The organism is Candidatus Nitrospira allomarina (genome assembly GCF_032050975.1).
Taxonomy (GTDB): Bacteria; Nitrospirota; Nitrospiria; order Nitrospirales; family UBA8639; genus Nitrospira_E; species Nitrospira_E allomarina.
Genome location: NZ_CP116967.1, coordinates 3,404,712 through 3,429,290 on the forward strand (window position 1 = coordinate 3,404,712; position 24,579 = coordinate 3,429,290).

Genomic DNA, 24,579 nt, shown 5'->3' on the forward strand with positions numbered 1-24,579 from the left:
ACCCACTATAACATGGGAGGGTTGACGCGTTCCATCCTTGGCAGGTTGGCCTGCTGAATCCCCATCCGACCGGAATTTTTATCTACTGAATCTCCCAGACTGAGGAAGCCGAACCGGGGAATCCCACGGCCGAAATTGACAATCCGTTCATCAGCCAGACGGCCACTGTTCCACTCGGGTCATTGCGCCAAATGACATCCGCCTTGCCATCCCCATTCACATCACCGACTTGAGAAATTTTCCACGCTAAGGGTACCCCCCCAGGAAAACCGGGGGAAGCAATCGTGGTCCCATTCATTAACCAGATGGCCGTGCTGCCATCGCTCTGATTGCGCCAGACCAGATCGGCTTTGCCATCCCCATTCACATCGCCCACGCCCGCAATCTCAAATGCCGTCGATGCACTACCGGGAAAGCCGACCCCCGTGATAGTTAACCCGTTCATCAGCCAGACGGCTACGGTCCCGGTGGTATTGCGCCAGATGATATCGGCTTTGCCATCCCCATTCACATCGCCCACCCCCGCAATTTGCCAGGCCAAAGACAATCCGCCAGGAAACCCGGAAGAAGCAATGGTGGTCCCATTCATCAGCCAGATCGCGGTGCTACCATCGGTCTGGTTGCGCCAAACCAGGTCGGCTTTGCCATCCCCATTCACATCGCCCACGCCGGCAATCTCAAACGCCGTTGATGTACTTCCGGGAAAGCCCACGGATGTCACTGAAACCCCGTTCATTAACCACACGGCCAACGTGCCGGTAGCCTTCCGCCAAATGACATCCGCTTTGCCATCGCCGTTCAGATCGCCTACACCCGCGATCTGCCAAGACAGCGGCACCCCGCCTGGAAAACCGGAGGCCGCGATTCTCGATCCGTTCATCAACCAGATCGCAGTGCTGCCATCAGTCGTATTCCGCCAAACCAGGTCGGTTGTACCGGACGCATCCAGATCCGCCAAGGCCGGAAGCTTTGGACTCATGGGTGGCACCAACGTCAAGGCTGTCGTCACAAAAAAGTCCGGGCCCGTGATCGAAATTGGCGTTCTGGCTTTATTGTTCAGATTGATCGTTTCAAACAGAATATTTTTAGTAAATCCTGACGTCACCTTATGCTGCCCGGAAAGATGATACAGCAGATTAGATGAAGTCCCCACCCCAATCGTTTCACTTTCTCGAAAGTTCGGTTGTCCCGCTACGGCCCCGGCCGAGACATTCAGAAATTCCGTCGTGGCCCCCGTCGTCTTATTCACCGTATAAATTCGGGCCGGAGCCACCCCTCCGCCGGAAACCGGTCGGTTATCCGTGATCGCGTAAAGCGTCCCGGCGGCATCAAAGGCCAGATCCATAAAGTTTCCAAACAATTTGGCTTTTTGGGTGGCCAGGCCCGTTGTCGGATTAATGGTCACTAACCGGCGGGCATTGTTCACTTCGGACGTTACCACGAGCAACCCCCACAACTGATTGGTCCCAGGCTCCATAGCCAACCCTCGTCCGCCCTCTAAGGATTCACTCGTGGATAATGATAGGGAGATTGTTTCCAGCGTGGCCCCGGTATCCGGATTGAGCCGATACATCTTCGGGGGGGTCCCAGCCTGTTGCGCAAGCGTCAGCTCTTCCACGGAATACAGATTGGACCCGACAAAGGCCAAGCCATGGGTGCGATGCGTGAGATCTCCAATTTTGGTCACCACACCATCGGTGCGAAGCCGGTAGAGGCTATTCACCAGCGGCCCGGTCTTGGGATCATTTTGCACCCCCATGAGAAAAGCCGGCGGTCCGGAGGAAATCTCCAGAGCCACCCCACTGCCCGGATCCACCTTCGTCCCCGCCGTGGGATTTTGACTAATCACGGTTCCGAGAGGAACGGTGTCGCTAAAAACCGCCGTCACCGTCCCTACGGTAAGGCCCGCCGTGATCAAAGCCGTTTGAGCAACACTCTGCGTCAAGCCCACGACATCGGGTACCTGAGCCCCTAGCGATAACACCAGGGCCACCGCACTCCCAGGCGCCACATTATTTCCTGCTGTCGGATTTTGACTGATGACCGCGCCAATCGCCACGGTTGGACTCGTGGCAGTCGTCACTGTCCCCACCGTCAAACCCGCCGTGGTAATCGCGGATTGCGCCGCCGCCTGAGTTAAACCGACCACATTCGGCACTGCGGCGCCCAGGGAGACGACAATATTCACTGCACTGTCCGCCGTTACGCTCGTGCCTGACGCAGGAGTTTGGCTGATCACTCTCCCAATGGGCACCGACTTACTATTTGCCGAGGTTACCGTGCCCACTGTCAAACCAGCCGTAGTAATCGCCGATTGCGCCGCCGCCTGAGTTAAACCGACCACATTCGGCACCACCGGCCCCAGCGACACCACCAACGCCACGGCACTACCTGGTGCCACATTGCTCCCGGCCCCTGGATTCTGACTGATGACATTTCCTGCGGAGACTGTCGCACTGGCGGCAGTCGTCACCGCCCCCACTGTTAATCCGACATTCGTAATTGCCGTCTGGGCGGCAGCTTGCGCCAAGCCCACGACATTCGGCACCGCAGTACCCAGGGAAACGACAATGTTCACCGCACTGCCCGCTGTAATACTCGTGCCTGGTGCGGGAGTTTGACTAATGACCCTCCCGATGGGCACCGACTGGCTATTTGCCGAGGTCACCGTGCCCACTGTCAGGCCGGCATTGGAAATCGCCGTTTGCGCAGCCGACTGTGTCAAGCCCACCACATTGGGCACTGCCGGCCCCGTCGACACCACCAGGTTCACCGCACTGCCTGGCGCGACATTGCTCCCGGCCCCTGGATTCTGACTGATGACATTCCCAGTCGGTACCGATGGATGACTGGCTGTCGTGATGGCCCCTACCGTCAAACCGGCATTGGTAATCGCCGTTTGGGCAGCCGACTGGGTCAAGCCCACCACATTCGGCACCGCGGTTCCCAGGGACACCACGAAAGCCACGGCACTCCCCGGCTCCACATTGCCCCCTGCCACGGGGTTCTGACTGATGACGAGCCCAATAGGCACGGTCGCACTATTTGCGGACGTTACGGTCCCCACCGTGAGACCCGCATTGGTAATGGCGGTTTGGGCATTGCCCTGCGTGAACCCCACGACATCCGGCACCGACGCGCCCAGAGACACCAATAAGGCTACGGTACTGCCCGCCCCTACATTTGTCCCCGCCGCCGGATTCTGACTGATGACGTTTCCAATAGGCACGGTCGCACTATTCGCGGACGTCACCGTCCCTACCGCAAGGTTGGCACTGGTAATCGCCGATTGCGCCGTGCCTTGGGGCAACCCCACGACATTTGGCACCGCGATACCCAGAGAGACCACGAAGGCCACCGCATTACCCTGAAAAACATTGGTCCCCGCCGCCGGATTCTGACTGATGACGTTTCCAATAGGCACGGTCGCACTATTCGCGGACGTTACGGTCCCCACCGTGAGATCCGCATTGGTAATGGTGGTTTGGGCCGCCGCCTGTGCCAATCCCACCACATTCGGCACCGCCACACCAGAAATCACGAGGTCCACCGGAGTGCCCGGTACCACATTGATCCCACCTGCCGGATCTTGGTTGACGACGTGGCCAAGAGGCACACCACCATCAATGACCGCCGTCACAACTCCCACAGTAAGACCGACGTTTACAATTTCTGATTCTGCTGTAGCCTGGGGGTTCCCGATAACATTTGGAACTTCTATGGCTCTTGCTGTTGCTGGAAAGATAAAGTTGAGGAAAACGAGGCTTACGAGAACCAGCAGCCACAGATAGATCAACCTGTGACCTCTTGGCAACTTCTGGTGGGTTAGATTCAACCCGTTCAGGTGCTGAACCTTCATCACATCCCCGGAGGACTCGGTCGTGGAATACACTACGTGGCCGAAAGATATCTGATTATGAGCATAAGAGAAATGAAATGTAAGCTAAAATGTCAAAGTATGAGAAACTATGCCTATAAGCCAATCAGCTCGAATCCCTGCTACTGAATTTCCCAATCGGAGGGGGCGGAACCCGGGAAACCGACGGTCGAGATTGATAATCCATTCATCAACCAGATCGCCACTATGGCACTTTTATCATTGCGCCAGATGACATCGGCATTACCATCTCCGTTCACGTCGCCGACTTGAGAAATTTGCCACGCGACGGGCACGCCCCCCGGAAAGCCGGCCGTCGTAATGGTGGTTCCATTCATTAACCAAATCGCGGTACTGCCATTACTCTGATTGCGCCAGATTAAGTCCGTCTTTCCATCGCCGTTCACATCGCCCACCCCGGCAATCTCAAAAGTGGTTGGGGCAACTCCGACAAAACCTACGTCGGTCACCGACAACCCGTTCATCAGCCACATAGCCACTCCTCCAGTAGTGCCATTGCGCCAAATGACATCTGCTCTACCATCCCCATTGACATCGCCCACACCCTCGATTTTCCAGGCAAGGGGCACTCCGCCCGGAAAACCGGAGGCGGCAATGGTGGTCCCGTTCATCAACCAAATTGCGGTGCTGCCATCAGTGATGTTACGCCAGACCAGGTCGGCATTACCATCGCCGTTCACATCGCCCACCCCGGCAATCTCAAACGCCGTCGACGTGCTTCCAGGAAAGCCCACGGCCGTGACCGCCACCCCGTTCATCAGCCACACGGCCACCGTGCCGCTGGTATTGCGCCAGATGACATCCGCCTTGCCATCGCCATTCACATCGCCTACGCCCGCAATCTGCCAAATCCTCGGCACCCCGCCCGGGAAGCCGGAGGCGGCGATTGTCGTTCCATTCATCAACCAAATCGCGGTACTACCATCACTCTGGTTGCGCCAGATGAGATCAGTCGTGCCCGACGCATCCAGATCTCCCAATGCCGGAGGACTCTTAGGTGGCACCATGGTCAAGGCCGTGGTTACAAAAAAATCGGGGCCTGTGAGGGCCATCGCCCTTCTGGCTTTTGTGGTCCGATGAATCGTTTCAAACAGGATGTTCTTGGTAAATCCTGGGGTTACCTTATGCTGACCGGAGAGATGATACAATAGGTCGGAAGAAGACCCCATCCCAATCGTTTCACTTTCTCGAAAATTCGGTTGTCCCGCCACGGCACCAGCCGAGACATCCAGAAATTCCGTCGTGGCTCCTGTCGACTTATTCACCGTATAAATCCTGGCCGGAAATACCGTCGCCCCCCCAGGCACCGTTCGGTTGTCCGTGATCGCATAAAGCGTCCCGGATGCATCAAAGGCCAGGTCCATAAAGTTTCCAAACAGTTTGGCCTTTTGAGTAGCCACTCCTGTCGTCGGATTAATCGTGACTAACCGCCGGGCACTGTTGACTTCGGACGTCACCACAAGCAACCCCCAGAGCAAATTTGTCCCGGGTTCCGTGGCCAACCCTCGCCCGCCTTCTAACAATTCTCCCGTGGATAACGACAAGGGGATCCTGCCCAGTGAGGCCCCGCTTTCCGGATTCAGCCGATACAAACTCGGCGGGGCTCCAGATTGCGGAGAAAGAGAAAGTTCCTCGACGGAATACAACGTGGTCCCGACAAAGGCTAAGCCATGTGTGCGATGCGTCAGATCTCCAATTTTAGTTACGACCCCATCGGTGCGAAGGCGGTAGAGGCTATTCACCAGAGGCCCGGTCCTGGGATCATTTTGTACCCCCATCAGAAAAACGGGTGGTCCTGACGAAATAACCAAGGCCACTGAACTGCCCGGAGCCACATTGGTCCCTGCGCCCGGTTTTTGACCAATAACGTCGCCAATTGGCACCGTGGCACTAATGGTTGTCGTCACTATCCCCACTGTCAGACCGGCCGCGGCCAAGGTCTTTTGAGCATTGTTCTGCGACAAGCCCACGACATTCGGCACTGCGGCTCCAAGAGATACGATCAGGTCCACTGCACTGCCCGGAGCCACATTGTCCCCGGCTGACGGGGTTTGACTGATGACCGCACCAATGTCCACGATCGCACTATTCACTGTCGTTACGGTCCCCACCTTCAAACCCGCACTGGTAATGGCGGTTTGCGCCGCGGCCTGCGTCAAGCCCTCCACATTCGGCACTGCGGCTCCAAGGGATACGACCAGGTTCACCGCACTGCCGGCCGCCACCTTGCTTCCTGGCTGGGGAGTTTGACTAATAACTCTGCCACTGGAGACTGTCTGACTGTTGGTTGAGGTCACTGTGCCCAACCTCAATCCTGCTCTGGTAATTGCAGTTTGCGCCGCGGCCTGGGTTAGGCCTACGACATTCGGCACCGCCGGGCCCGTCGACACCACCAGGTTCACCGCGCTGCCCGCCGCCACACTCGCCCCGGCCCCCGGCGTTTGACTGATGACCCGCCCCGCAGCCACCGAGGCATGACTGCTGTTCGTAACGGTCCCGACCTTCAGGCCCGCCTTGGTGACCGCAGCCTCCGCCGCGGCCTGCGTGCTCCCCACCACATTCGGGACGGTCACCGGCGCCGGGCCCGTCGACACCACCAGGTTCACCGCGCTGCCCGCCGCTACACTCGCCCCGGCCCCCGGCGTTTGACTGATGACCCGCCCCGCAGCCACCGAGGCATGACTGCTGTTCGTGATGGTCCCGACCTTCAGGCCCGGCTTGGTGACCGCAGCCTCCGCCGCGGCCTGCGTGCTCCCCACCACATTCGGGACGGTCACCGGCGCCGGGCCCGTCGACACCACCAGGTTCACCGCGCTGCCCGCCGCTACACTCGCCCGGCCCCCGGCGTTTGACTGATGACCCGCCCCGCAGCCACCGAGGCATGACTGCTGTTCGTGATGGTCCCGACCTTCAGGCCCGCCTTGGTGACCGCAGCCTCCGCCGCGGCCTGCGTGCTCCCCACCACATTCGGGACGGTGACCGGCGCCGGGCCCGTCGACACCACCAGGTTCACCGCGCTGCCCGCCGCTACACTCGCCCCGGCCCCCGGCGTTTGACTGATGACCCGCCCCGCAGCCACCGAGGCATGACTGCTGTTCGTGATGGTCCCGACCTTCAGGCCCGCCTTGGTGACCGCAGCCTCCGCCGCGGCCTGCGTGCTTCCCACCACATTCGGGACGGTCACCGGCGCCGGGCCCGTCGACACTACCAGGTTCACCGCGCTGCCCGCCGCTACACTCGCCCCGCCTCCCGGCGTTTGACTGATGACCCGCCCCGCGGCCACCGACGCATGACTGCTGTTCGTGATGGTCCCGACCTTCAGGCCCGCCTTGGTGACCGCAGCCTCCGCCGCGGCCTGCGTGCTTCCCACCACATTCGGGACGGTCACCGGCGCCGGGCCCGTCGACACCACCAGGTTCACCGCGCTGCCCGCCGCTACACTCGCCCCGGCCCCCGGCGTTTGACTGATGACCCGCCCCGCAGCCACCGAGGCATGACTGCTGTTCGTAACGGTCCCGACCTTCAGGCCCGCCTTGGTGACCGCAGCCTCCGCCGCGGCCTGCGTGCTTCCCACCACATTCGGGACGGTCACCGGCGCCGGGCCCGTCGACACCACCAGGTTCACCGCGCTGCCCGCCGCTACACTCGCCCCGGCCCCCGGCGTTTGACTGATGACCCGCCCCGCAGCCACCGAGGCATGACTGCTGTTCGTAACGGTCCCGACCTTCAGGCCCGCCTTGGTGACCGCAGCCTCTGCCGCGGCCTGCGTGCTTCCCACCACATTCGGGACGGTGACCGGCGCCGGGCCCGTCGACACCACCAGGTTCACCGCGCTGCCCGCCGCTACACTCGCCCCGCCTCCCGGCGTTTGACTGATGACCCGCCCCGCAGCCACCGAGGCATGACTGCTGTTCGTGATGGTCCCGACCTTCAGGCCCGCCTTGGTGACCGCAGCCTCCGCCGCGGCCTGCGTGCTTCCCACCACATTCGGGACGGTGACCGGCGCCGGGCCCGTCGACACCACCAGGTTCACCGCGCTGCCCGCCGCTACACTCGCCCCGCCTCCCGGCGTTTGACTGATGACCCGCCCCGCGGCCACCGACGCATGACTGCTGTTCGTGATGGTCCCGACCTTCAGGCCCGCCTTGGTGACCGCAGCCTCCGCCGCGGCCTGCGTGCTTCCCACCACATTCGGGACGGTCACCGGTGCCGGGCCCGTCGACACCACCAGGTTCACCGCGCTGCCCGCCGCTACACTCGCCCCGCCTCCCGGCGTTTGACTGATGACACTTCCCGAAGGCACCGAGGCATGGTTGGCAGACGTGATGGACCCCACGACCAAGCCCGCCCCCACAATAGCCGACTCCGCCGCCGCCTGCGTGTTTCCCACCACATTCGGGACGGTCACCGGCGCCGGGCCCGTCGACACCACCAGGTTTACCGCGCTGCCCGCCGCTACACTCGCCCCGCCTCCCGGCGTTTGACTGATGACACTTCCCGAAGGCACCGAGGCATGGTTGGCAGACGTGATGGACCCCACGACCAAGCCCGCCCCCACAATAGCCGACTCCGCCGCCGCCTGCGTGCTCCCCACCACATTCGGGACGGTGACCGGCGCCGGACCCGTCGACACCACCAGGTTCACCGCGCTGCCCGCCGCTACACTCGCCCCGCCTCCCGGCGTTTGACTGATGACACTTCCCGAAGGCACCGAGGCATGGTTGGCAGACGTGATGGACCCCACGACCAAGCCCGCCCCCACAATAGCCGACTCCGCCGCCGCCTGCGTGTTTCCCACCACATTCGGGACGGTCACCGGCGCCGGGCCCGTCGACACCACCAGGTTCACCGCGCTGCCCGCCGCTACATTCGCCCCGCCTCCCGGCGTTTGACTGATGACACTTCCCGAAGGCACCGAGGCATGGTTGGCAGACGTGATGGACCCCACGACCAAGCCCGCCCCCACAATAGCCGACTCCGCCGCCGCCTGCGTGTTTCCCACCACATTCGGGACGGTCATCGGCGCCGGGCCCGTCGACACCACCAGGTTCACCGCGCTGCCCGCCGCTACACTCGCCCCGCCTCCCGGCGTTTGACTGATGACACTTCCCGAAGGCACCGAGGCATGGTTGGCAAACGTGATGGACCCCACGGTCAGGCCCGCTCCCGTAATGGCCGACTCCGCCGCCCCCTGACTCAATCCAACCACATCGGGGACATCTTCAGCCCATACTGTCGGCAAGGCGAAGGTGGGGACCAACATACCCACCACAACCATGACCTGAAAAAGATGTATCAGCCAACCATGGCATTCACTTCGTTTGAGTTTCCGGACATCATTAAGCTGTTGGTCTGCGGCGTTCATGCGCAATGCCTCTTGGGGGTGGAAGCAAGCGAAACATCTTTGTAAATGGGATGAAAAACACGGACACCTATGCCCGGAATTTCCCATCAGGTAAAAAATTATGGACGCAGCCTAGCCGAACACCCCCCTCTTTTCAATGTACCTTTATCTCCCCCTTTTGGTGCTTTTATATGCATCTGGGGAAAGGGCTAACCCTATAGCTAGGATGAATCTGGCAGAGGGGTTTTGAAAAAATTATTGGTTGCCCCGGCCAAATTTTCGATACGACCAAGGAGACTGAAGATTGCAAGAGTCCTTTGTACCTCGCTCCCTCTGAACGGTTGTCGACCTCTCCTGAGATCCTTATAATGATGATCAGTGTTCGCTCAATTAGCCTGATCACAAACACGACATCACAAGAAAAGGAGTTTTCGACATGGAAAAGAATACAGTAGAAAAACCAACCACCGAGGTCCAGGACGATCCAAAAGCCCGCGAGTTGCTGCAAGCCGCCTTTGCCAAAACCGCACGGTGGCAACCAGACTTCAAAGGCTTTCAGGCCGACCTGCGCATTAATGTGAATGGAAAAGAAACCAAAGGGAGCGTAACCGTCAAAGGGCCGCGGGATGTGACGGTGGTCATCGATGATACGGAATTACAAACGTGGGCCCAAAACCAGATTGGAATGATTGCCGTGCATCGGGGGCCCAGAACGTTCGAGGAATCAGACGGGAAACATACCCTGACGTTAGGGGGAGAAGAACAGCACCCTTTAGGTCAGCGGATCACCATTCATGGAGATGGCATGGGTTCCTGGTATAGGGTGAAAGACAACCGCATTACCCAAATCAATCGAAACATGCCACAGGCGGCTTTTACCATCAACGTGGAAGATAGTGCAGTCACCCAAGATCAACATTATCTCACCACCCGATATACGGTCTATTATTTTTCTCCAAAAGACCGGTCACTGAAAAATGTCGACAGTTTTTCGGATACACATATCAGGATAGGCAACTCAGACCTCCCGGCGACCCGAAGGATTATTTCTTATGAAAACGGGGAAATCGTCGTGCGATCCCTCACGTTCGAAAATCACAAAATGCTGGCATAACGCACAACCCCAGTCCAACATAATGTTGGCCTGGGGTTGGTGGGGCCCTTTTGGTTTTGACGATGAATCTTCCCAGCCCCTACTTTTCAGAGAGAAAAAATTTCTAAAGAACGTGTAAAAATTCCGCAGAGATCGCGAGATTCCATCCGGCTCCTTCAACGTAAGCCCTGGCCCCCCGTTCCTCCGCCAAATCCCCCAAAGTTACCGCCAAATCCCCCCTGTCCCGTTCCCCAATATTCTCCATTTTTCCAGCGTGGAAACGGATGACGCCGTTCTGGACGGGTGAACCGCCATAGCGCGTAAAACATCAGCACCACCACCGCGATATTCATCCAAAAAGCGGCCGATCGCTGAGGCTTTGGTTTCTCCTTTTCAAGAGTAGCCCGCGCAGCCAGTGTGGAAAGTGATACGGCTGACCGGTAGATATTGATCCCATACTCTCCGGACCGAAACATCGGACGCAAATGCTTGAGGGAAATTTCATCCAACTGTTGAGGAGTCACGACCGACAAAAGGTTCTTCCCGACGACCACCACCGCTTGGCGTTCTTTGACCGCCACCAGTAACAGGATGCCACGCTCCTGTTGCGCCGTCCCGATCCGCCAGGCTTCATAGAGGCGGGAGGCATACTCCTGGGCATGGGAAAGAGGACTGATACTCGGAAGGGTCACCACCAGCATTTCAACACCGGAAGAGGATTCAAGATCTTTGCACACTGATCGAATTTGTTTGTGCCATTCCTCGTCGAGCAAGTGGGCATAATCACTCACATACCCCAGCGGGGTTGGGAGATTTTGTTCCTTTGGAGTCATCCCCATGGAGAGTGCAGAGAAAGCCAGCACAAACATCAGAATGAACGGACCGACAAACCCTCTGTTAGACTTAGTCATACGCGGCTTTCCTGACGAACGGCCTGAACCCGTTTACACAAACCCTCCACAGTCTGAAGATACCGCTCATACACCTTGGTCCATTCAAGTGAACCCGGACTATTCATGCCCCGCTTCATCTGCAGTATTTCGAGAAGAACCGTTGGTTCAAACTGCAAGGCACGGGGAAGGCATTCAAGAATCTGGACGTCTTTTCCCTTTGAGGGTTGGCCTATGATCCACAGCATACCTCGCACACAAGAAAGAACGGAGGTAATAGAAAGCATCAGCAAAGCCCGGATCGCCTCGGCTCGTCCTTCTCCTTCGACAAACCGTTGCCGCATCCGAAACACATTCGCCAGGAGTTCATGCTCACATTGCCATCCCAACTGCTGACGATCAATGTGCCCGGCGCCGAACGGATCTTTGCCTGCCAAGCGCACATGATGCTCTTGCATTTGAAAATAGTCCAACGGGAACAGATCACGTGATTGAGACAAGTCCTCCTGAGTCATCAACAGCGGGGCGACGATTTGGTGCTTGCCCCATTTGCGATGTAATTGTCCTGCACGCTGGAGCCCGCTTACCGATAGCGCCCTGACCAGCACCAAAAAATTGAAATTGGATCGGCCGGCAATAAAATCTCCCCGGGCCGCGCTGCCATAGAGAAGAAGCCCTTCTAAATCAGCACCCCAATCCTTCTGAAGCTGTGTTAAAAATTGTTCGAGGGTTTCCCGCAGGTCTTCGGGAAGTTCGAGTGACGGGAACATTGATAACGACATAGGATACGAGCCAAATATTGGAAAAAGGATGAGTGACGAAGATGGACTCCAACGTTAATTACGCAGACCGTGCATGATCGGGAATCTGATGGGCCCGGGGATCCGGTAACAAGCCCGCAGCTTGAAACCGATCCATCCAACCAAAGGGTGAGGTGGTTCGAAGCCCGGCTGTTGCGGTCAACACTTGATATTGCAAACGCGGATTTTTATCCATCGTTGAGAAGACGCGGTCTCGCAACATTCCCAGAAGAGGATTTCCGGTATTCCAGAAAAAGACCTCTTCATCAGCCAGACGTTGCAGCATGGTGACCTGGGGACGCCGTTGCGTTTCAAATGCCTTAAGATTCGATGCCGACCAGTTTCCCGTTCGATGGCAATGTTCAAGAACCTCCGCGAGGGTAACCGCGTCCACCATCGCTTGCATCCGTCCCTGGGAGGCATGCGGATTCATCCCATGGGCGGCATCACCCATGACCACCGCCCCATCCTGAACCCAGGTTTTCGCCCGGACTCTTCCGGTTCCCATATAGGCTGTCTGGTTCCAATCCTGTAAGGAGTCAAAGACCGGGGCAAGTTCCGGCGCGATCGTTTTCCATTTTTCCCGAAGAGCTGGTACCCCATCGGCCTTGACCTGACTCAGGGAATCCGACGAAACCATATAAAAGGCATAGACTTTTTGACCGGCAGCGGGGAAAATTCCCAAAATTGATTTTTTCCCCACATAATACTGCGATTCCTCTAGGGATGTTGGTGATTCCAGCATGGCCACAAGATAACTGTCGAGATACCGATGAAGCGCGGTGGGAATGCCAAGGGCTCCCCGAACCTCCGAAAACGGTCCGTCTGCGCCAACCACCACCTGAGCCCCAATCGTCACCTGGCTGCCTCCAATGTCCGCCTTGACGCCTGTAATACCTTTGCCATTCCGCAGCAGAGAACGAAAGCATGCCCCATACCGAAGTCCCTCCGGATTCTCCCGCTTCAGTGCGTCCAGAATGGTGTGATGTACGACATGAGGCCACATCACTAAAGCCCGATTGAATGGCGGGGGCAACATCGCATAGTCAATGGTACAGAGTCGCGTTCCCCCACTTCGACGAAAATGAAAGAACCTGACCGGTTTATAGGCATGAACCGGCAACTGTTCTAATAAACCAAGCCGCTGAAGGATTTCCTGTCCATTGGGTTGAAGTATTTCTCCCCGCAAGCCCTGTGGGGGCCCAGCAGCCTGTTCCAGAACGATATTGGCAATCCCTTTTCGGGCTAACAGAAGCCCCAGGACCGCTCCCCCGCCACCGGCGCCTATGATCAGAACCTGTGTCTGTAGATCCATAGCTAACACCCTACGAATACACATTCGCTACCGACCGGGACACCCGGGCGGGCGAGAAGCTGCAATTCACAAACTCCGATTTTAGAAACCGACCATCCTCCGGCGGGAATGGAAAGATCAGGTTTCCGAGAAAATGGACTGAAAGTGATCGTCAGACTCTTCCCAGGCTGGCGGATAGGTACTGGACAACCATTGCCGAAGATACAATTTTTGCTCTGAGGACAACATGCTTTTGATTTGGTGGGTCCGTCCTTGAAGGGGCTGAAGAAATCCAACCCTTTTCTCGGGATCTAACGTGGCCGTTCGAACATACACCGTCGTATAGACAAGTGGCTTGGTCTCATCGCCATCCCCTTGGAGCCAGACGGAAATATATTTATCCATCTGTAAACCCGAACTATCCAGGGCCGGGTCCGTGTCATGAAACAACTCGTTTTCGGTCTGCTCCAGGGGCACCGCCCCTTCAGCGCGAAACAAAAAATTATGCTTCCACATGAAGAATTTCCTTTGGATTAACAATCAAACCAGGTATGATAGTGTCAAGCGGTTTACGACAATGTCAAGATAGATCATGCCATCATCATCAGATGGCTGTGTACCGGAATCATTCATGCAGGCTCCTCACGGAAAATCACTACAAGACTAGATTAAATCCTGCGGTTTTATTATTCTTACGCTGTCTAAAATTAGGATGGATGTGTGGCCTCGATACAGTAGGGTACCGGCAGGAACATCCCTCTCCCGTCACAGCACAGACGATCATCTGATATCCACTTTCTATACATGGAGGTTCCACGAGTGAAGACACAACCCAACTGGTTTATCATGGTGTGCATTGTCAGCCTGGGAGTCGTCGGATGTCAGGGGTCGGGGCAGACGGTGAATTTTAACCCCCATGCCTTCCCGTCCACGATGAAGGCCACGACCAACCCTCACGAAGATCTGACCATTGTAGTTGAACCGTTTCAGGATAAACGAGCGCAGAAAACTCGTCTGGGTTCCCGCACACATTTTTGGGGAGGTGCGACGCATTTTAATGTCTGGAATGGAAACCTCGGTGAAGGCATGGCGGATCTTGCCCTGGAATACCTCCAACAGGAGGGATGGCAGGCCTCGCGGACGACAACGTCTGAAACTCCCGCAGGAAGTGCTCCGGCCGATGTCACCCTGACAGGCGATATCTTGGTCATGGAGGCGAATGCAAAAACCGGCTTCGGCTTTACGGATATTGAGGTTAAAATACGTGTGGCCTTTGAAGCGAAAAATGCGGTGGATGGCAGCACCGTCCGGATGGTGCTCGGTGCGAATGGAACCGACAGCGTCGTCACATTCAATCCCAAGGATGTGGAGGAGCTCACTAATCATGTCGCCAAAGACTTGTTCAACCAATTATTTCTGGATCTGACAGTCAAAGATCGGGCGTTTCAATTAAAATCAGATAGATTATTATAAGATGACAGCTCTTTTGCCCTATCTCCCGTTGTGTCCTCTCCACATGGGGTGGAGACCGAACCATCATTGTCCTCAGGAGGTGAACCTCTACTAAACATCATGCAAGCCTCGACGGAGAAGGAACGGTCTCCGACTTCATCCTCAGAAGCGAACGTTCAAAGGTCTCATGGACTATTTATTTTTTTTACTGTCTTCATGGGTCGCTTCACTTGGAAAAGGAGTCGTTGATGGAAACTACTGGTACCGAACCCTCTGTCCCTCAAGCGAATATTTTGATTGTGGAGGACGAGGAAGGCCCGCGCGAGGCGTTAAAGGTCATTCTTTCTCCCTATTTCAATCTCTTTACGGTTGATCGGGCCGAAATCGCGCATCAAATTCTTAAAACCCACCCTATTGATCTCGTCACCCTCGATTTAAAACTCCCTGACCTGTCGGGAAACGACCTCCTTTCCCAGATTCGAAAAGACGGGAAGGATGTCGATGTCATCATCATCACCGGATATGGCACACTCCAATCTGCCATCGAAGCCATCCGACACGGGGTGGCCGCCTATATCCTCAAACCGTTCAATGTGGCTGAGTTGCTCGACACCATCAATAAAACGCTCGAGCGCCGCCGCCGATATTCCTCTCTGCAAGCAGCGCTTCAGGCATTTGGAAACCTTTGGGCATCAGGGATCGATGTCGAATCCGCCCTGGCCAATATTAAAACCCTCCTGGCCGCCAAGCATCCCGAGCTGGTTCAACATGGCAGCCGGGTAAATTTTTATGCGGCTCTGCTCATTGAACATCTCCAGTTAACCCCGGAGGAGCAGACGGCCATACAACTCGGGGCCTATCTCCATGACATCGGCAAAATCGGTCTTCATGATCACCTCATTGCCGGGATGCATTCCCCGACGGAACAAGACCAGGAACTGCTCAAATGCCATCCCACGATCGGAGGGAAAATGGTGAAGGGTCTCCCATTTCACCCCTGCGTCGAACAGATCATCCGCCATCACCATGAAAAATATGATGGGTCCGGCTATCCGGATGGATTGATCGGCGAACACATTCCCTTATCGGCACGCATTGTCGGCCTGGCTAATATTTTCGATCATTTTGTGACCGGCTATGGGCCCCGAACGGCGATGCCCGTACCGGAAGCCCGGGAAAAAATTCGTCAGGAAGCGGGAAAAAGCGTCGATCCGAATCTGGCTGATTTGTTTGCGAAAGTTGTCTGGTAGCGATATCACAGACTGGAGACACACGCGCCGATATGAGACGGCACCATTGAGACACCATGACTAAGAACCGTCAAAAGACTTCAAAAAAAATCAGCCCGGTACAGTCCGTCGAGAAATGGGAACAGGCGTTTGATGCCCTGACGGATCATGTCATGATCCTTGACAGCTCAGGGACGATTGTCTGGACCAATCGAGCCATTCGCGACCAGGTCCAACCGCACATCGGGCCATTAGTCGGACATCATTACCGTACCCCCTACTATGGAACGACCATTCCCAAAAATCCTCCGCCGTGGGAAACGGTGTTAGCAGGGGCATTGTCTGCGGTGGTGGAAACACAGTTCCCTACCATGCCTGGGGATTTTCTCGTCTCCTGCTATCCCCTCTTTGACTCGCAGGGTATCCAGTGGGGTGCCATTTCGGTGGTCAAAGATATTACCGAACGCAAACGGATTGATGAAGCCTTGCGGAAAATTGCCCAAAGCGATCCGGCTCCCGGCAGCATGGCGTTTCTGCGGTTTTTGGTAAGAGACCTCTGTCAGGCCCTGAATGTGCCCTATGCCATATTAGCGGAAATGGAATCCCCGGCCCGGCCGCGGACCCACACGGTCGCCATTTGGTCCAATGGGACTTTCGGGGAAAATATGCCGTGGACCCCTCCTCCGGCGATTTTTGAGCAACTTCTGAAAGTCAAAGGATGCCATGGAGACAATTTGGAAACCTCGCTCTTTCCTCCAGACTCTCCGCTCGGCTCATGGTCGATCATCAGTTATTTGGGAACGGCCCTCCGTGGCCAGACAGGACAAATTATCGGGATCCTGCTGGTCTTTAGCCCAATGGCCATTCGCAAAATCCATGTGGCCCAATCCATCATTCAACTGTTTGCTGCCAGGGCGGCCGGTGAACTTCAACGTAAAAAAGCCGAAGATGCGTTGCGGGATAGTGAGCAGCGTTACCGGGCTATCGTCGAACATGCCTATGATTTAATCATCGAAACCACCGCGACGGGTGAATGTCAGTACGTCACCCCGAATTGTCAAAAAGTCTTAGGCTATGAGGCAGCCGACATCCTGGGGAAAAATTTCTTTGACTTTATCCATCCCGAAGAACGGGGGCCGTTATCGGAGTCGTTTCATTCTCATCTCAAAACACTTCAGGAAATTGATATGGTATGTCGCCTGCAAACGAAACAATCGGAATGGCGATGGTTTGAAAGTCACATTCACCCCTTCCGAACCAGCATCGGGACGGTCGTGGGGGTGATCGTGACACGAGACATCACGGAATGGAAACGCCTGGAAGACGAACGACTACGGGCCACCAAACTTGAGTCGGTTGGCTTATTGGCCGGCGGCATTGCGCATGATTTCAATAATATTCTCACGTCGGTGTTTGCCAATATCGGACTGGCCAAAATGGTGACCGCAAAACAATCGCCGCCTCAGGGAGAAAAAGTCATTGAACGACTCGAGGCTGCGGAAAAAGCCTGTTTGCGAGCGCGGGATCTCACCAAGCAACTGCTCACCTTTGCGAAAGGCGGCGCCCCGGTCAAAAGCACGACTTCTGTGGCCTCTATTATTACCGACACGGTGCAATTCGCCCTACGAGGTTCCGCAGTCCGGTGCACCACGCATCTCCCCGATGACCTCTGGGCGATCGAAGTCGATGAAGGCCAAATCAGTCAGGTGATACAGAATCTCGTGATTAATAGCGACCAGGCCATGCCGGATGGAGGCACCATCAGCGTCGTCGCAAAAAATTGTCTGGTCACCCCTCAGACCGTGCTTCCCCTGAAACCCGGCAAGTATGTGTGTGTGTCCGTCGCGGACCAGGGCATCGGCATCCCTGACGATCATCTTCAAAAGATCTTCGATCCCTACTTTACAACCAAACAAAAAGGGAGCGGACTGGGCCTGGCCACGACCTATTCCATCATGAAACGCCATGGAGGGCACGTGGCCGTCACCTCTTCACTCGGCAACGGCACATGCTTCACCCTCTATCTCCCCGCCTCAACCTCCCTGTCCGCCAATAAGGATGAAACACCGGAAAGTCTCGTGCAAGGCGCGGGAAAAATTTTAGTCATGGATGATGAAGAAGACATCCAGGATGTCTTAGGAAAAATGCTCGAGCATCTCGGATTCGAGGTGGACTTTGCTGCCGACGGACTAAAAGCCGTGTCGCTCTACACCCAAGCCAGTCAGGACGGCCACCCGTATCTGGCCACCATCCTTGATCTCACGATACCCGGAGGAATGGGAGGCAAGGAGACGTTGCGCCTCATCAAAGACCATGATCCGGACGCGAAGGTCATCGTCTCCAGCGGGTACTCCAACGACCCGGTCATGGCCCATGCCAGCCAATTCGGATTCTCAGGCTTTATTGCCAAGCCGTATAATCTCCTCGATCTTTCTAAAGTTTTAACTCAGATCATTTGACAAATCATTCCATCAGGAAGATGGCAATGAAAAATGTTGAGCTAAGGCTTGCGGGGGGATAATGCCCCGTTCGGTAATAATCCCCGCAATCAGGTCGGCCGGGGTCACGTCAAATGCCGGATTCCAGACTTCCACACCGTGAGGGGCAATCATCCGGCCACTATGCAGGCAGGTCACCTCTGACGGGCTCCGCTCTTCGATGGGAATGCCGTTCCCATCCGCCGTCTCCATATCAATCGTCGATGAAGGCGCGGCCACATAAAACGGGATGCCATGGGCATGCGCTAAGACCGCCACAGAATACGTGCCGATCTTATTGGCCACATCGCCATTGGCGGCAATCCGGTCAGCCCCGACGACGCAACAGTGGATTCGGCCCTGGCGCATCAGAGCCCCGGCCGCATTATCCGTAATCACCGTCACAGGAATACCATCCTGCTGAAGCTCCCAGGCCGTCAGACGTGCACCCTGAAGGACCGGACGCGTCTCATCGGCAAAGACCCGAATCTGTTTGCCCTGCTCCCAGGCCGCCCGGACCACGCCTAATGCCGTCCCATATCCTGCCGTCGCCAAGGCTCCGGCATTACAATGCGTAAGTATATGGTCTCCATCACGAATGATCGCGGCGCCAAACCTGCCAATCGCCCGATTGACCCGAAGATCCTCCTCCAAAATCGCCAGGGCTTCTTCCTGTAATCGTTTCTGGATATCCTGAATTGTCGACGTGGAGATAGCCGTCAACACGCGTGTCATCCGGTCAACGGCCCAGAATAAGTTCACGGCGGTCGGACGCGTCGCGGCCAGGGTGCGGCACACGTTCTCCATATGGGCGGAAAATCCCTCAGAGTGAGTATCCGCATATTGCGTGGCCCCCAGGGCAATGCCCAAAGCCGCCGTCACCCCGATGGCCGGCGCGCCGCGAACGCTTAAATTCCGAATGGCTTCGGCCACCTCCTCAAATCCCGCACAATCAAGAAACCGCACGTCTCCCGGGAGCGCACGTTGATCCAGAATCACGACATGATTATTTTTCCATTCAACTGTGGGGATCATCCTGATTTCCTTTCACACGAGATGTTAAAACCGACTCAATTGTTCCACGGCCCTTCACCGCCTACTCTGAATGATCATCCCGCCACATCCTTGGGCAAAGATGAGAGAATTATAAGGGACCGGGTAGGCCGGATCGTCCAGCATCCGGTGGAGCGGAACCCGGATCCTCCTGAGTGCCATTTAATAAATCATACGGCAGGGTCAACGTATTTTTTAAGATATCAAACGCCAATTGTGCTAAACCGGTCAGCCCGGTTTTCACGGACTCCATGGGCAGATACTTGACCTCCGGATCACCCAATGGTCCGTTAATCGAAAACAACGCCGTGGCGAGGCCTTTCCGATCTCCGGAAAAAATTCGTCCAAAGAGAGGGATATCTTTCAAAATATCGGAATAGGACCCAAAAGGACTAACGGCGGAAATCACTTCAAGCCGGTCCCGTTTCCAGTCATACATGCCTGCGGCAGAGACTTTCATGATGGGACTTTGGATCAACAAATCTTTCGAGGAAAATACCCCGTCTTCCACGGTGAGCTTGCTGCTCACGGTCGTAAACGGAAAGCCGGTCTCTTCAAGATCAACTTTTCCCCGAAGGACCTGGGGTAAATTCAAGAGCGCGAGTATGCGCGGAAAGATCGTCCCTTTGCGGATATAGCCCTCGCCGAGCGAAATTTTGACACTCCCGTTGAGAGTGGGAATGATTCCCCGGTCATCCCGGCCATGGCCCTGGAGCATGCCCCGTACCGACATGCTGCCGGTAATCAACCGGCGCTCCTCGCCAAACAGACTCAAGACATGCTCGAAAGGCAAGTCCTTTGCCTGAAACGACGCACGCATGGCAGCCGGCCGCCCTTCCGGGAGATGGACAAAAAACCGTCCCCCGACAGTGCCGTGTTCCGCCACCATCGATTGAACTTTATCCACCGAGACAAGTTTGTCATGAATCTTTAACACGGCCGATAATTTTTTTCCGGAAAGCGTCTTATAGCTCGGACGTTCGATATGTACCGAACCCTCCAGTGATCCATGCGCCGCTAACCACTCGATTCCATCCCGGATAGCCGAACGTCCCTCTTTAGGAATCAGCAAATCAATATCGAATTGCGGCGAGTCAAACATGACACTGGCAACCGGTGTGGTCTTCCAGTTTTTCATAAAACCGGTGATGACGGCTTCACTATTCTTCAGGCGAAACTCCATGCGTTTCAAATCAAGCTGATCCTCATCCACTTTCAATCGAATAAAGAGATTCGAAATGGGATCGCTAACCCCGCGAAGCGCCACCACGCCTTCGGTCAACGCCACCCAACCTTTGGTATTCCACCGGGTCCAATCGGTGCCGCGTCCGCTGCCTTTCAATTGCACTTCGAGAATGCCCGACTGGACGAGATCTCCCAAGACACGAATACCCTCCGGCAGCACGCCTAAATACACCGGACCGGAATCCACCCGCGCCTCCCATGTAACCTCCGAGCGATACCGGATGGTCCCCTGTCCGCGAAGACGAAGCGGGAGCATAACCAGTTCCACGCGTTCAAAATGAACACGGTTTCCGGGATGAAACTGTCCATCAAACTCAAGGCGTCCATCCTGACCGGCCTGCTTCTGTAAAAGAGAGGGCACATCCATGAAGGCCCCTCGCCCATCAATCCATCCTTTTAGTTTGGGATGACGGGTCGGCCCCGTGAGAGTGACCGAGGCATGAAGCGGACCGGTGATCTGCATCCCTGGTGATACCGCCCGTTTCCCGGAAACGGGGAAGAGGTCCTCGCCGGCAAACCCGCCCTGAATGGTGAGCGGCTCAAAGCGAGAAGCCCCTTTGTAGGTGATGGTCCCATTCAACGCCAGCGGATAGGCGCCCACGTTTCCTTGTAGACCTTCTAACACCGTACTCTCGCGGGAAAAGGTAATGGTACCGTGGCCTTGCGTAAAAGGCTGAGGCAGCCCGGGAATCTGTATCACCAATCCTTCAGGTTTAAACTCGCCATACTGAAATTTCAACCCAGACGATTCCAACAGATTCCCTGCAAACCGGAGACGCAGCAGCCCACTGCCATCCGAGACCTTCCAGGCATTCAACAGCCCAAAGTCGGATGGCGCTCCCAACTGCGTCACCACCCGGAGAACCTTCTCCGCGGGCACAGGACCTTGCAGGCCCACATCCCCCCACGGGCCTGACTCTTTTAACAGGAAGACGCCCTCCGTCACCTCAACGGGAATACCATCATAGATGCCCTGCACCCCGGACAATTGCATGCGATCCGGTTCCACCACCACGGTCCCCTGGATATGATCGGTGGTGGGCCATTCGGGAATACGAACGTACCCGTCGGCTAAATGAAACGTGCCGGTGACCGAGGTCTGCACATCCTCACGCGTGGACCCGGTCACACGAGCCTCGGCAATGTTCAACCCCCCTCCCCATTCGCCTTTCTCCCACACCGGGAGGAGGTCATCCGGAATCCACGTCTTGGGCAGATGTTGTCGAATCATGGCGAGGTCAACATTCGAGGAACGCATGGAAAACCCCATCATTTGATGTCCGTCTTCCAACATTTCCGTATTGGCCGAACCATCCAGATCAATAAAAGAACTGGATACGTTGATATGCGAGAGAGAGAGTCGGGAAGTTTTCGCATTCTGAACCCAGGTCACCTGCGATTTGACCGACAGCGTGCCGGGCACTGCCATAAGCGATTGGCCATTGGGCAGATATTCTCCCAGTTGATTGATCTCCAGATGATCGGCCTTTACCTTGCCGGAAAATTTGATCTGCTCGAAACCAACCGGCTCGCTGGCAATGGAAAGCACCGGCGACGCCCAACGGGCTTCGAGTTCTCCCTTGATGCGAAACGGCGCCAGCTCCTGCGTCTGCCGGATTTTTCCAGACAATTCGAAAGATGACGCCATAGAAGGCCCGTCATGAGTGGTGTCGGAGACGAAGGCCACATCTTCAATGACAAATCCCCGAACGGCTTCACGAGGTGACTCATCAATGACGATAATTTTACCGTCCGTCACCACAACCTTTCCCAGCACCAGAAATTTCGTCGCCGACACGATGGGAGAGTCGTTGCTGGCATAGCTCAAAAAGCGCCATTCCCCGTCGGCTTCACGTCGCAATTCTATCTCGGGAGACTCTACCAGGAATTCGCGCACCACAATTTTTTTCATAAGCAACTGCCCGATTCCCAGGTCCAAACTCATGGATTTCGCACGAAACACCGCATGCGACTCAGGCTGTTCCTGAACCACAATGTCCAATACCAAAAAATGCGGAGAGGGAAATAAGGCAAAGGACGTATGTCCCACGGTCACGTGCGAACCAAATGTCCGTTGAATCTGTTGCAGCGCCAAAGTCTTCAGATAATCCGGATTCAAAAACAAGGGAAGCACAATCAGGGCAATGGTCAGAACCAGCGCACCGAGTGCACCCCACCAGAACATCTGTTTGCCGGACCATCGCACTCGATTACCCTCTTCGGATCACCAGAAACCTAAACCGTTGTGTGGATGATGTCAGGGATAGGAACCATGAAAACCTGTCCTGCATCATACCGAAATCCGTGGGAAATGTAAGAATGATGCCGATGCGCCGGGGACAGAGCCCCTTGCGGGGCGGTCCGTCATTGGTCACACGTCCCATGTGGAGAACGCCATCGATTTCTTGACACCTCCCCAGGCCTGGGATATCCTGCCCCACTGTTCAACACTCCATAATCCTTACGCTTTTCGTTTATGAGGATTGTACCATTCTAGCCGTCGTGTCCCGGCCCCCATTGAAGTCCACCTACACCGTTCTTACCCGTACGCAAGTGGCCTCACTGCTGAAATGGTACGACCAGCCGCATCCCGACAGGCCCAATCGCACGATTCCCGGATATGACAAGGCCCATGCGTTGCGCACGGCACGCCTCTGTGTGGCCGTTGCCGCAGCTCTGGGCCATCCACTCTCCCGCCTTCGTCAATTTGAAGCCGCCTGTTTGCTGCATGATATGGGTCGGGCCGGACTTGATCCCGTCTTGTTCGGCCGGATCTGGTCGTGGGCGAAGGAACACAAAATCCCGACCAGGCCACGGGAATGGCGGGCCCGCTATCCCCAAACCCCCTATGGCCGTGAATCTCACGCCTTCATCGCACAATATGGAGCCGCCTTACAAGCTCGTGGCCTGCCACTGACCCCTACGGTCAAGGATCACATCGATATGCGATTAGGCTTTGCCCGGCGCCTCCACACCTACCTCCGTCCCGTAAAAACCGCAATCGTTACCATAGACATCCCCTGGTCGCCCTGGATGGAACGCATCATGTTGTACTATTACTATCCGGAAAAACTCGACCGCGCGGCCGCCTGGACGCACCAACTCGCGGAAATCCTCGTCGCCTGCGAGCAACTGGAAGCCTATAGCAATCACCGGCGAGGCAAAGATTATTACGCGCGGGCAGAAGAAAGCTTTTCCGCCGCCTTCGCCTATCTCCGTCAACTCACCGCTCAGCGAATCGTCAGTCACCAGGTTATGGATGTCATCTGCCGCCTCACCAGGGAAGGCCGTTTTACCACAATTTTACGGCAGGCCCGAGGGGGCATTCTATCAGCCGCCGATCAACAATTTTTACAAACCGTCTCGTGCTGAGGAGACCCATGGCCGTCATCACCCACTACCTCAACATTTCCATGACCGGCCATTCGACCATCGAAAACCTCACAAAGCCGATTCACGACCTGCTCGCCGAATCGGGCCTACAGAGTGGAATGCTGACGCTCTTTGTGCAACATACGACGGCCTCGGTCATGATCATCGAAGATGAGCCGGGAATTCGTGCCGATACCAAAACCTTTTGGGACCGCACGATACCTGCCGATCCACTGTTAGAACATAATACGCGGAACGCCGGCGAAGATAACGGCCACTCCCATCTTCGCGGTCAGTTACAGGGACCTTCACTCACAATTCCGTTCGTCAATGGCTCCTTAACCCTTGGCACCTGGCAACAACTCGTCCTCATCGATTTTGATACCAGACCACGAACCCGAAACCTGGTTGTCCAGCTCCTGGGAGAATAGG

At 56.1% G+C, this 24,579-nt stretch carries 15 protein-coding genes; 6 read left to right on the forward strand and 9 right to left on the reverse strand.

What is annotated here, in order from left to right; genetic code table 11:
• Positions 1–82: 82 nt before the first annotated feature.
• The 3 genes from PP769_RS15125 to PP769_RS15135 form a co-directional block, all read right to left on the reverse strand.
• Positions 83–3,796 (reverse strand): PASTA domain-containing protein, encoded by a 3,714-nt coding sequence (locus PP769_RS15125; RefSeq protein WP_312641610.1) that lies wholly within the window; start codon positions 3,794–3,796, stop codon positions 83–85.
• Positions 3,797–3,999: 203 nt separating this feature from the next.
• Complete coding sequence (locus PP769_RS15130) at positions 4,000–6,708, reverse strand: PASTA domain-containing protein (protein ID WP_312641612.1); 2,709 nt, start codon at positions 6,706–6,708, stop codon at positions 4,000–4,002.
• A gap of 14 nt (positions 6,709–6,722) precedes the next feature.
• Positions 6,723–9,263 (reverse strand): PASTA domain-containing protein, encoded by a 2,541-nt coding sequence (locus PP769_RS15135; protein WP_312641614.1) that lies wholly within the window; start codon positions 9,261–9,263, stop codon positions 6,723–6,725.
• Positions 9,264–9,678: 415 nt separating this feature from the next.
• Between PP769_RS15135 and PP769_RS15140 the strand changes: the two genes are divergently transcribed.
• Entirely contained in the window at positions 9,679–10,356 is a 678-nt protein-coding gene (locus PP769_RS15140) for a DUF3386 family protein (protein WP_312641616.1), read from the forward strand.
• 155 nt (positions 10,357–10,511) lie between these two features.
• On the opposite strand, the gene PP769_RS15145 is transcribed toward PP769_RS15140, so the two are convergent.
• From PP769_RS15145 to PP769_RS15160, 4 genes are all read right to left on the reverse strand, one after another.
• Positions 10,512–11,246 carry a TPM domain-containing protein gene (locus PP769_RS15145; RefSeq protein ID WP_312641618.1) on the reverse strand — a complete coding sequence of 245 codons (735 nt, stop codon included), beginning with the start codon at positions 11,244–11,246 and terminating at the stop codon, positions 10,512–10,514.
• Positions 11,243–12,007 (reverse strand): hypothetical protein, encoded by a 765-nt coding sequence (locus PP769_RS15150; RefSeq protein WP_312641619.1) that lies wholly within the window; start codon positions 12,005–12,007, stop codon positions 11,243–11,245. Before PP769_RS15150 ends, PP769_RS15145 begins: the two co-directional genes overlap by 4 nt.
• Positions 12,008–12,065: 58 nt before the next feature.
• Entirely contained in the window at positions 12,066–13,340 is a 1,275-nt protein-coding gene (locus PP769_RS15155) for an FAD-dependent oxidoreductase (protein WP_312641621.1), read from the reverse strand.
• Positions 13,341–13,457: 117 nt separating this feature from the next.
• Positions 13,458–13,835 (reverse strand): hypothetical protein, encoded by a 378-nt coding sequence (locus PP769_RS15160; protein ID WP_312641623.1) that lies wholly within the window; start codon positions 13,833–13,835, stop codon positions 13,458–13,460.
• 303 nt (positions 13,836–14,138) lie between these two features.
• Between PP769_RS15160 and PP769_RS15165 the strand changes: the two genes are divergently transcribed.
• From PP769_RS15165 to PP769_RS15175, 3 genes are all read left to right on the forward strand, one after another.
• Positions 14,139–14,792, forward strand: a complete 654-nt coding sequence (locus PP769_RS15165) for a YajG family lipoprotein (protein ID WP_312641626.1) — start codon at positions 14,139–14,141, stop codon at positions 14,790–14,792.
• Between the two features lie 227 nt (positions 14,793–15,019).
• Positions 15,020–16,021, forward strand: a complete 1,002-nt coding sequence (locus tag PP769_RS15170) for an HD domain-containing phosphohydrolase (RefSeq protein ID WP_312641628.1) — start codon at positions 15,020–15,022, stop codon at positions 16,019–16,021.
• 56 nt (positions 16,022–16,077) lie between these two features.
• Positions 16,078–18,459 (forward strand): hybrid sensor histidine kinase/response regulator, encoded by a 2,382-nt coding sequence (locus PP769_RS15175; protein ID WP_312641630.1) that lies wholly within the window; start codon positions 16,078–16,080, stop codon positions 18,457–18,459.
• 12 nt (positions 18,460–18,471) lie between these two features.
• Here the strand turns inward: PP769_RS15175 and mtnA are convergent, their stop codons facing one another.
• The gene (gene mtnA / locus PP769_RS15180; protein WP_312641632.1) at positions 18,472–19,512 is read right to left on the reverse strand and encodes an S-methyl-5-thioribose-1-phosphate isomerase; all 1,041 of its coding nucleotides are present in this window, start codon (positions 19,510–19,512) and stop codon (positions 18,472–18,474) included.
• A gap of 109 nt (positions 19,513–19,621) precedes the next feature.
• Entirely contained in the window at positions 19,622–22,981 is a 3,360-nt protein-coding gene (locus tag PP769_RS15185) for a YhdP family protein (RefSeq protein WP_312641634.1), read from the reverse strand.
• Positions 22,982–23,277: 296 nt separating this feature from the next.
• On the opposite strand from PP769_RS15185, the gene PP769_RS15190 reads away from it, so the two are divergent.
• Positions 23,278–24,147, forward strand: coding sequence for an HD domain-containing protein (locus tag PP769_RS15190; protein WP_312641636.1), 870 nt, complete (start codon positions 23,278–23,280; stop codon positions 24,145–24,147).
• Positions 24,148–24,155: 8 nt separating this feature from the next.
• Positions 24,156–24,578: a secondary thiamine-phosphate synthase enzyme YjbQ gene (locus PP769_RS15195; RefSeq protein ID WP_312641638.1), complete on the forward strand. Its 423-nt coding sequence runs from the start codon at positions 24,156–24,158 to the stop codon at positions 24,576–24,578.
• Position 24,579 lies beyond the last annotated feature (1 nt).

What these genes read in the sequence shown, in the direction of transcription:
- PP769_RS15175 (WP_312641630.1), top strand. Translation starts at nt 16,078, where the DNA reads ATGACTAAGAACCGTCAAAAGACTTCAAAAAAAATCAGCCCGGTACAG.
- PP769_RS15160 (WP_312641623.1), bottom strand. Translation starts at nt 13,835, where the DNA reads ATGTGGAAGCATAATTTTTTGTTTCGCGCTGAAGGGGCGGTGCCCCTG.
- PP769_RS15195 (WP_312641638.1), top strand. Translation starts at nt 24,156, where the DNA reads ATGGCCGTCATCACCCACTACCTCAACATTTCCATGACCGGCCATTCG.
- PP769_RS15150 (WP_312641619.1), bottom strand. Translation starts at nt 12,007, where the DNA reads ATGTCGTTATCAATGTTCCCGTCACTCGAACTTCCCGAAGACCTGCGG.
- PP769_RS15135 (WP_312641614.1), bottom strand. Translation starts at nt 9,263, where the DNA reads ATGAACGCCGCAGACCAACAGCTTAATGATGTCCGGAAACTCAAACGA.
- PP769_RS15145 (WP_312641618.1), bottom strand. Translation starts at nt 11,246, where the DNA reads ATGACTAAGTCTAACAGAGGGTTTGTCGGTCCGTTCATTCTGATGTTT.
- mtnA (WP_312641632.1), bottom strand. Translation starts at nt 19,512, where the DNA reads ATGATCCCCACAGTTGAATGGAAAAATAATCATGTCGTGATTCTGGAT.
- PP769_RS15155 (WP_312641621.1), bottom strand. Translation starts at nt 13,340, where the DNA reads ATGGATCTACAGACACAGGTTCTGATCATAGGCGCCGGTGGCGGGGGA.
- PP769_RS15140 (WP_312641616.1), top strand. Translation starts at nt 9,679, where the DNA reads ATGGAAAAGAATACAGTAGAAAAACCAACCACCGAGGTCCAGGACGAT.
- PP769_RS15170 (WP_312641628.1), top strand. Translation starts at nt 15,020, where the DNA reads ATGGAAACTACTGGTACCGAACCCTCTGTCCCTCAAGCGAATATTTTG.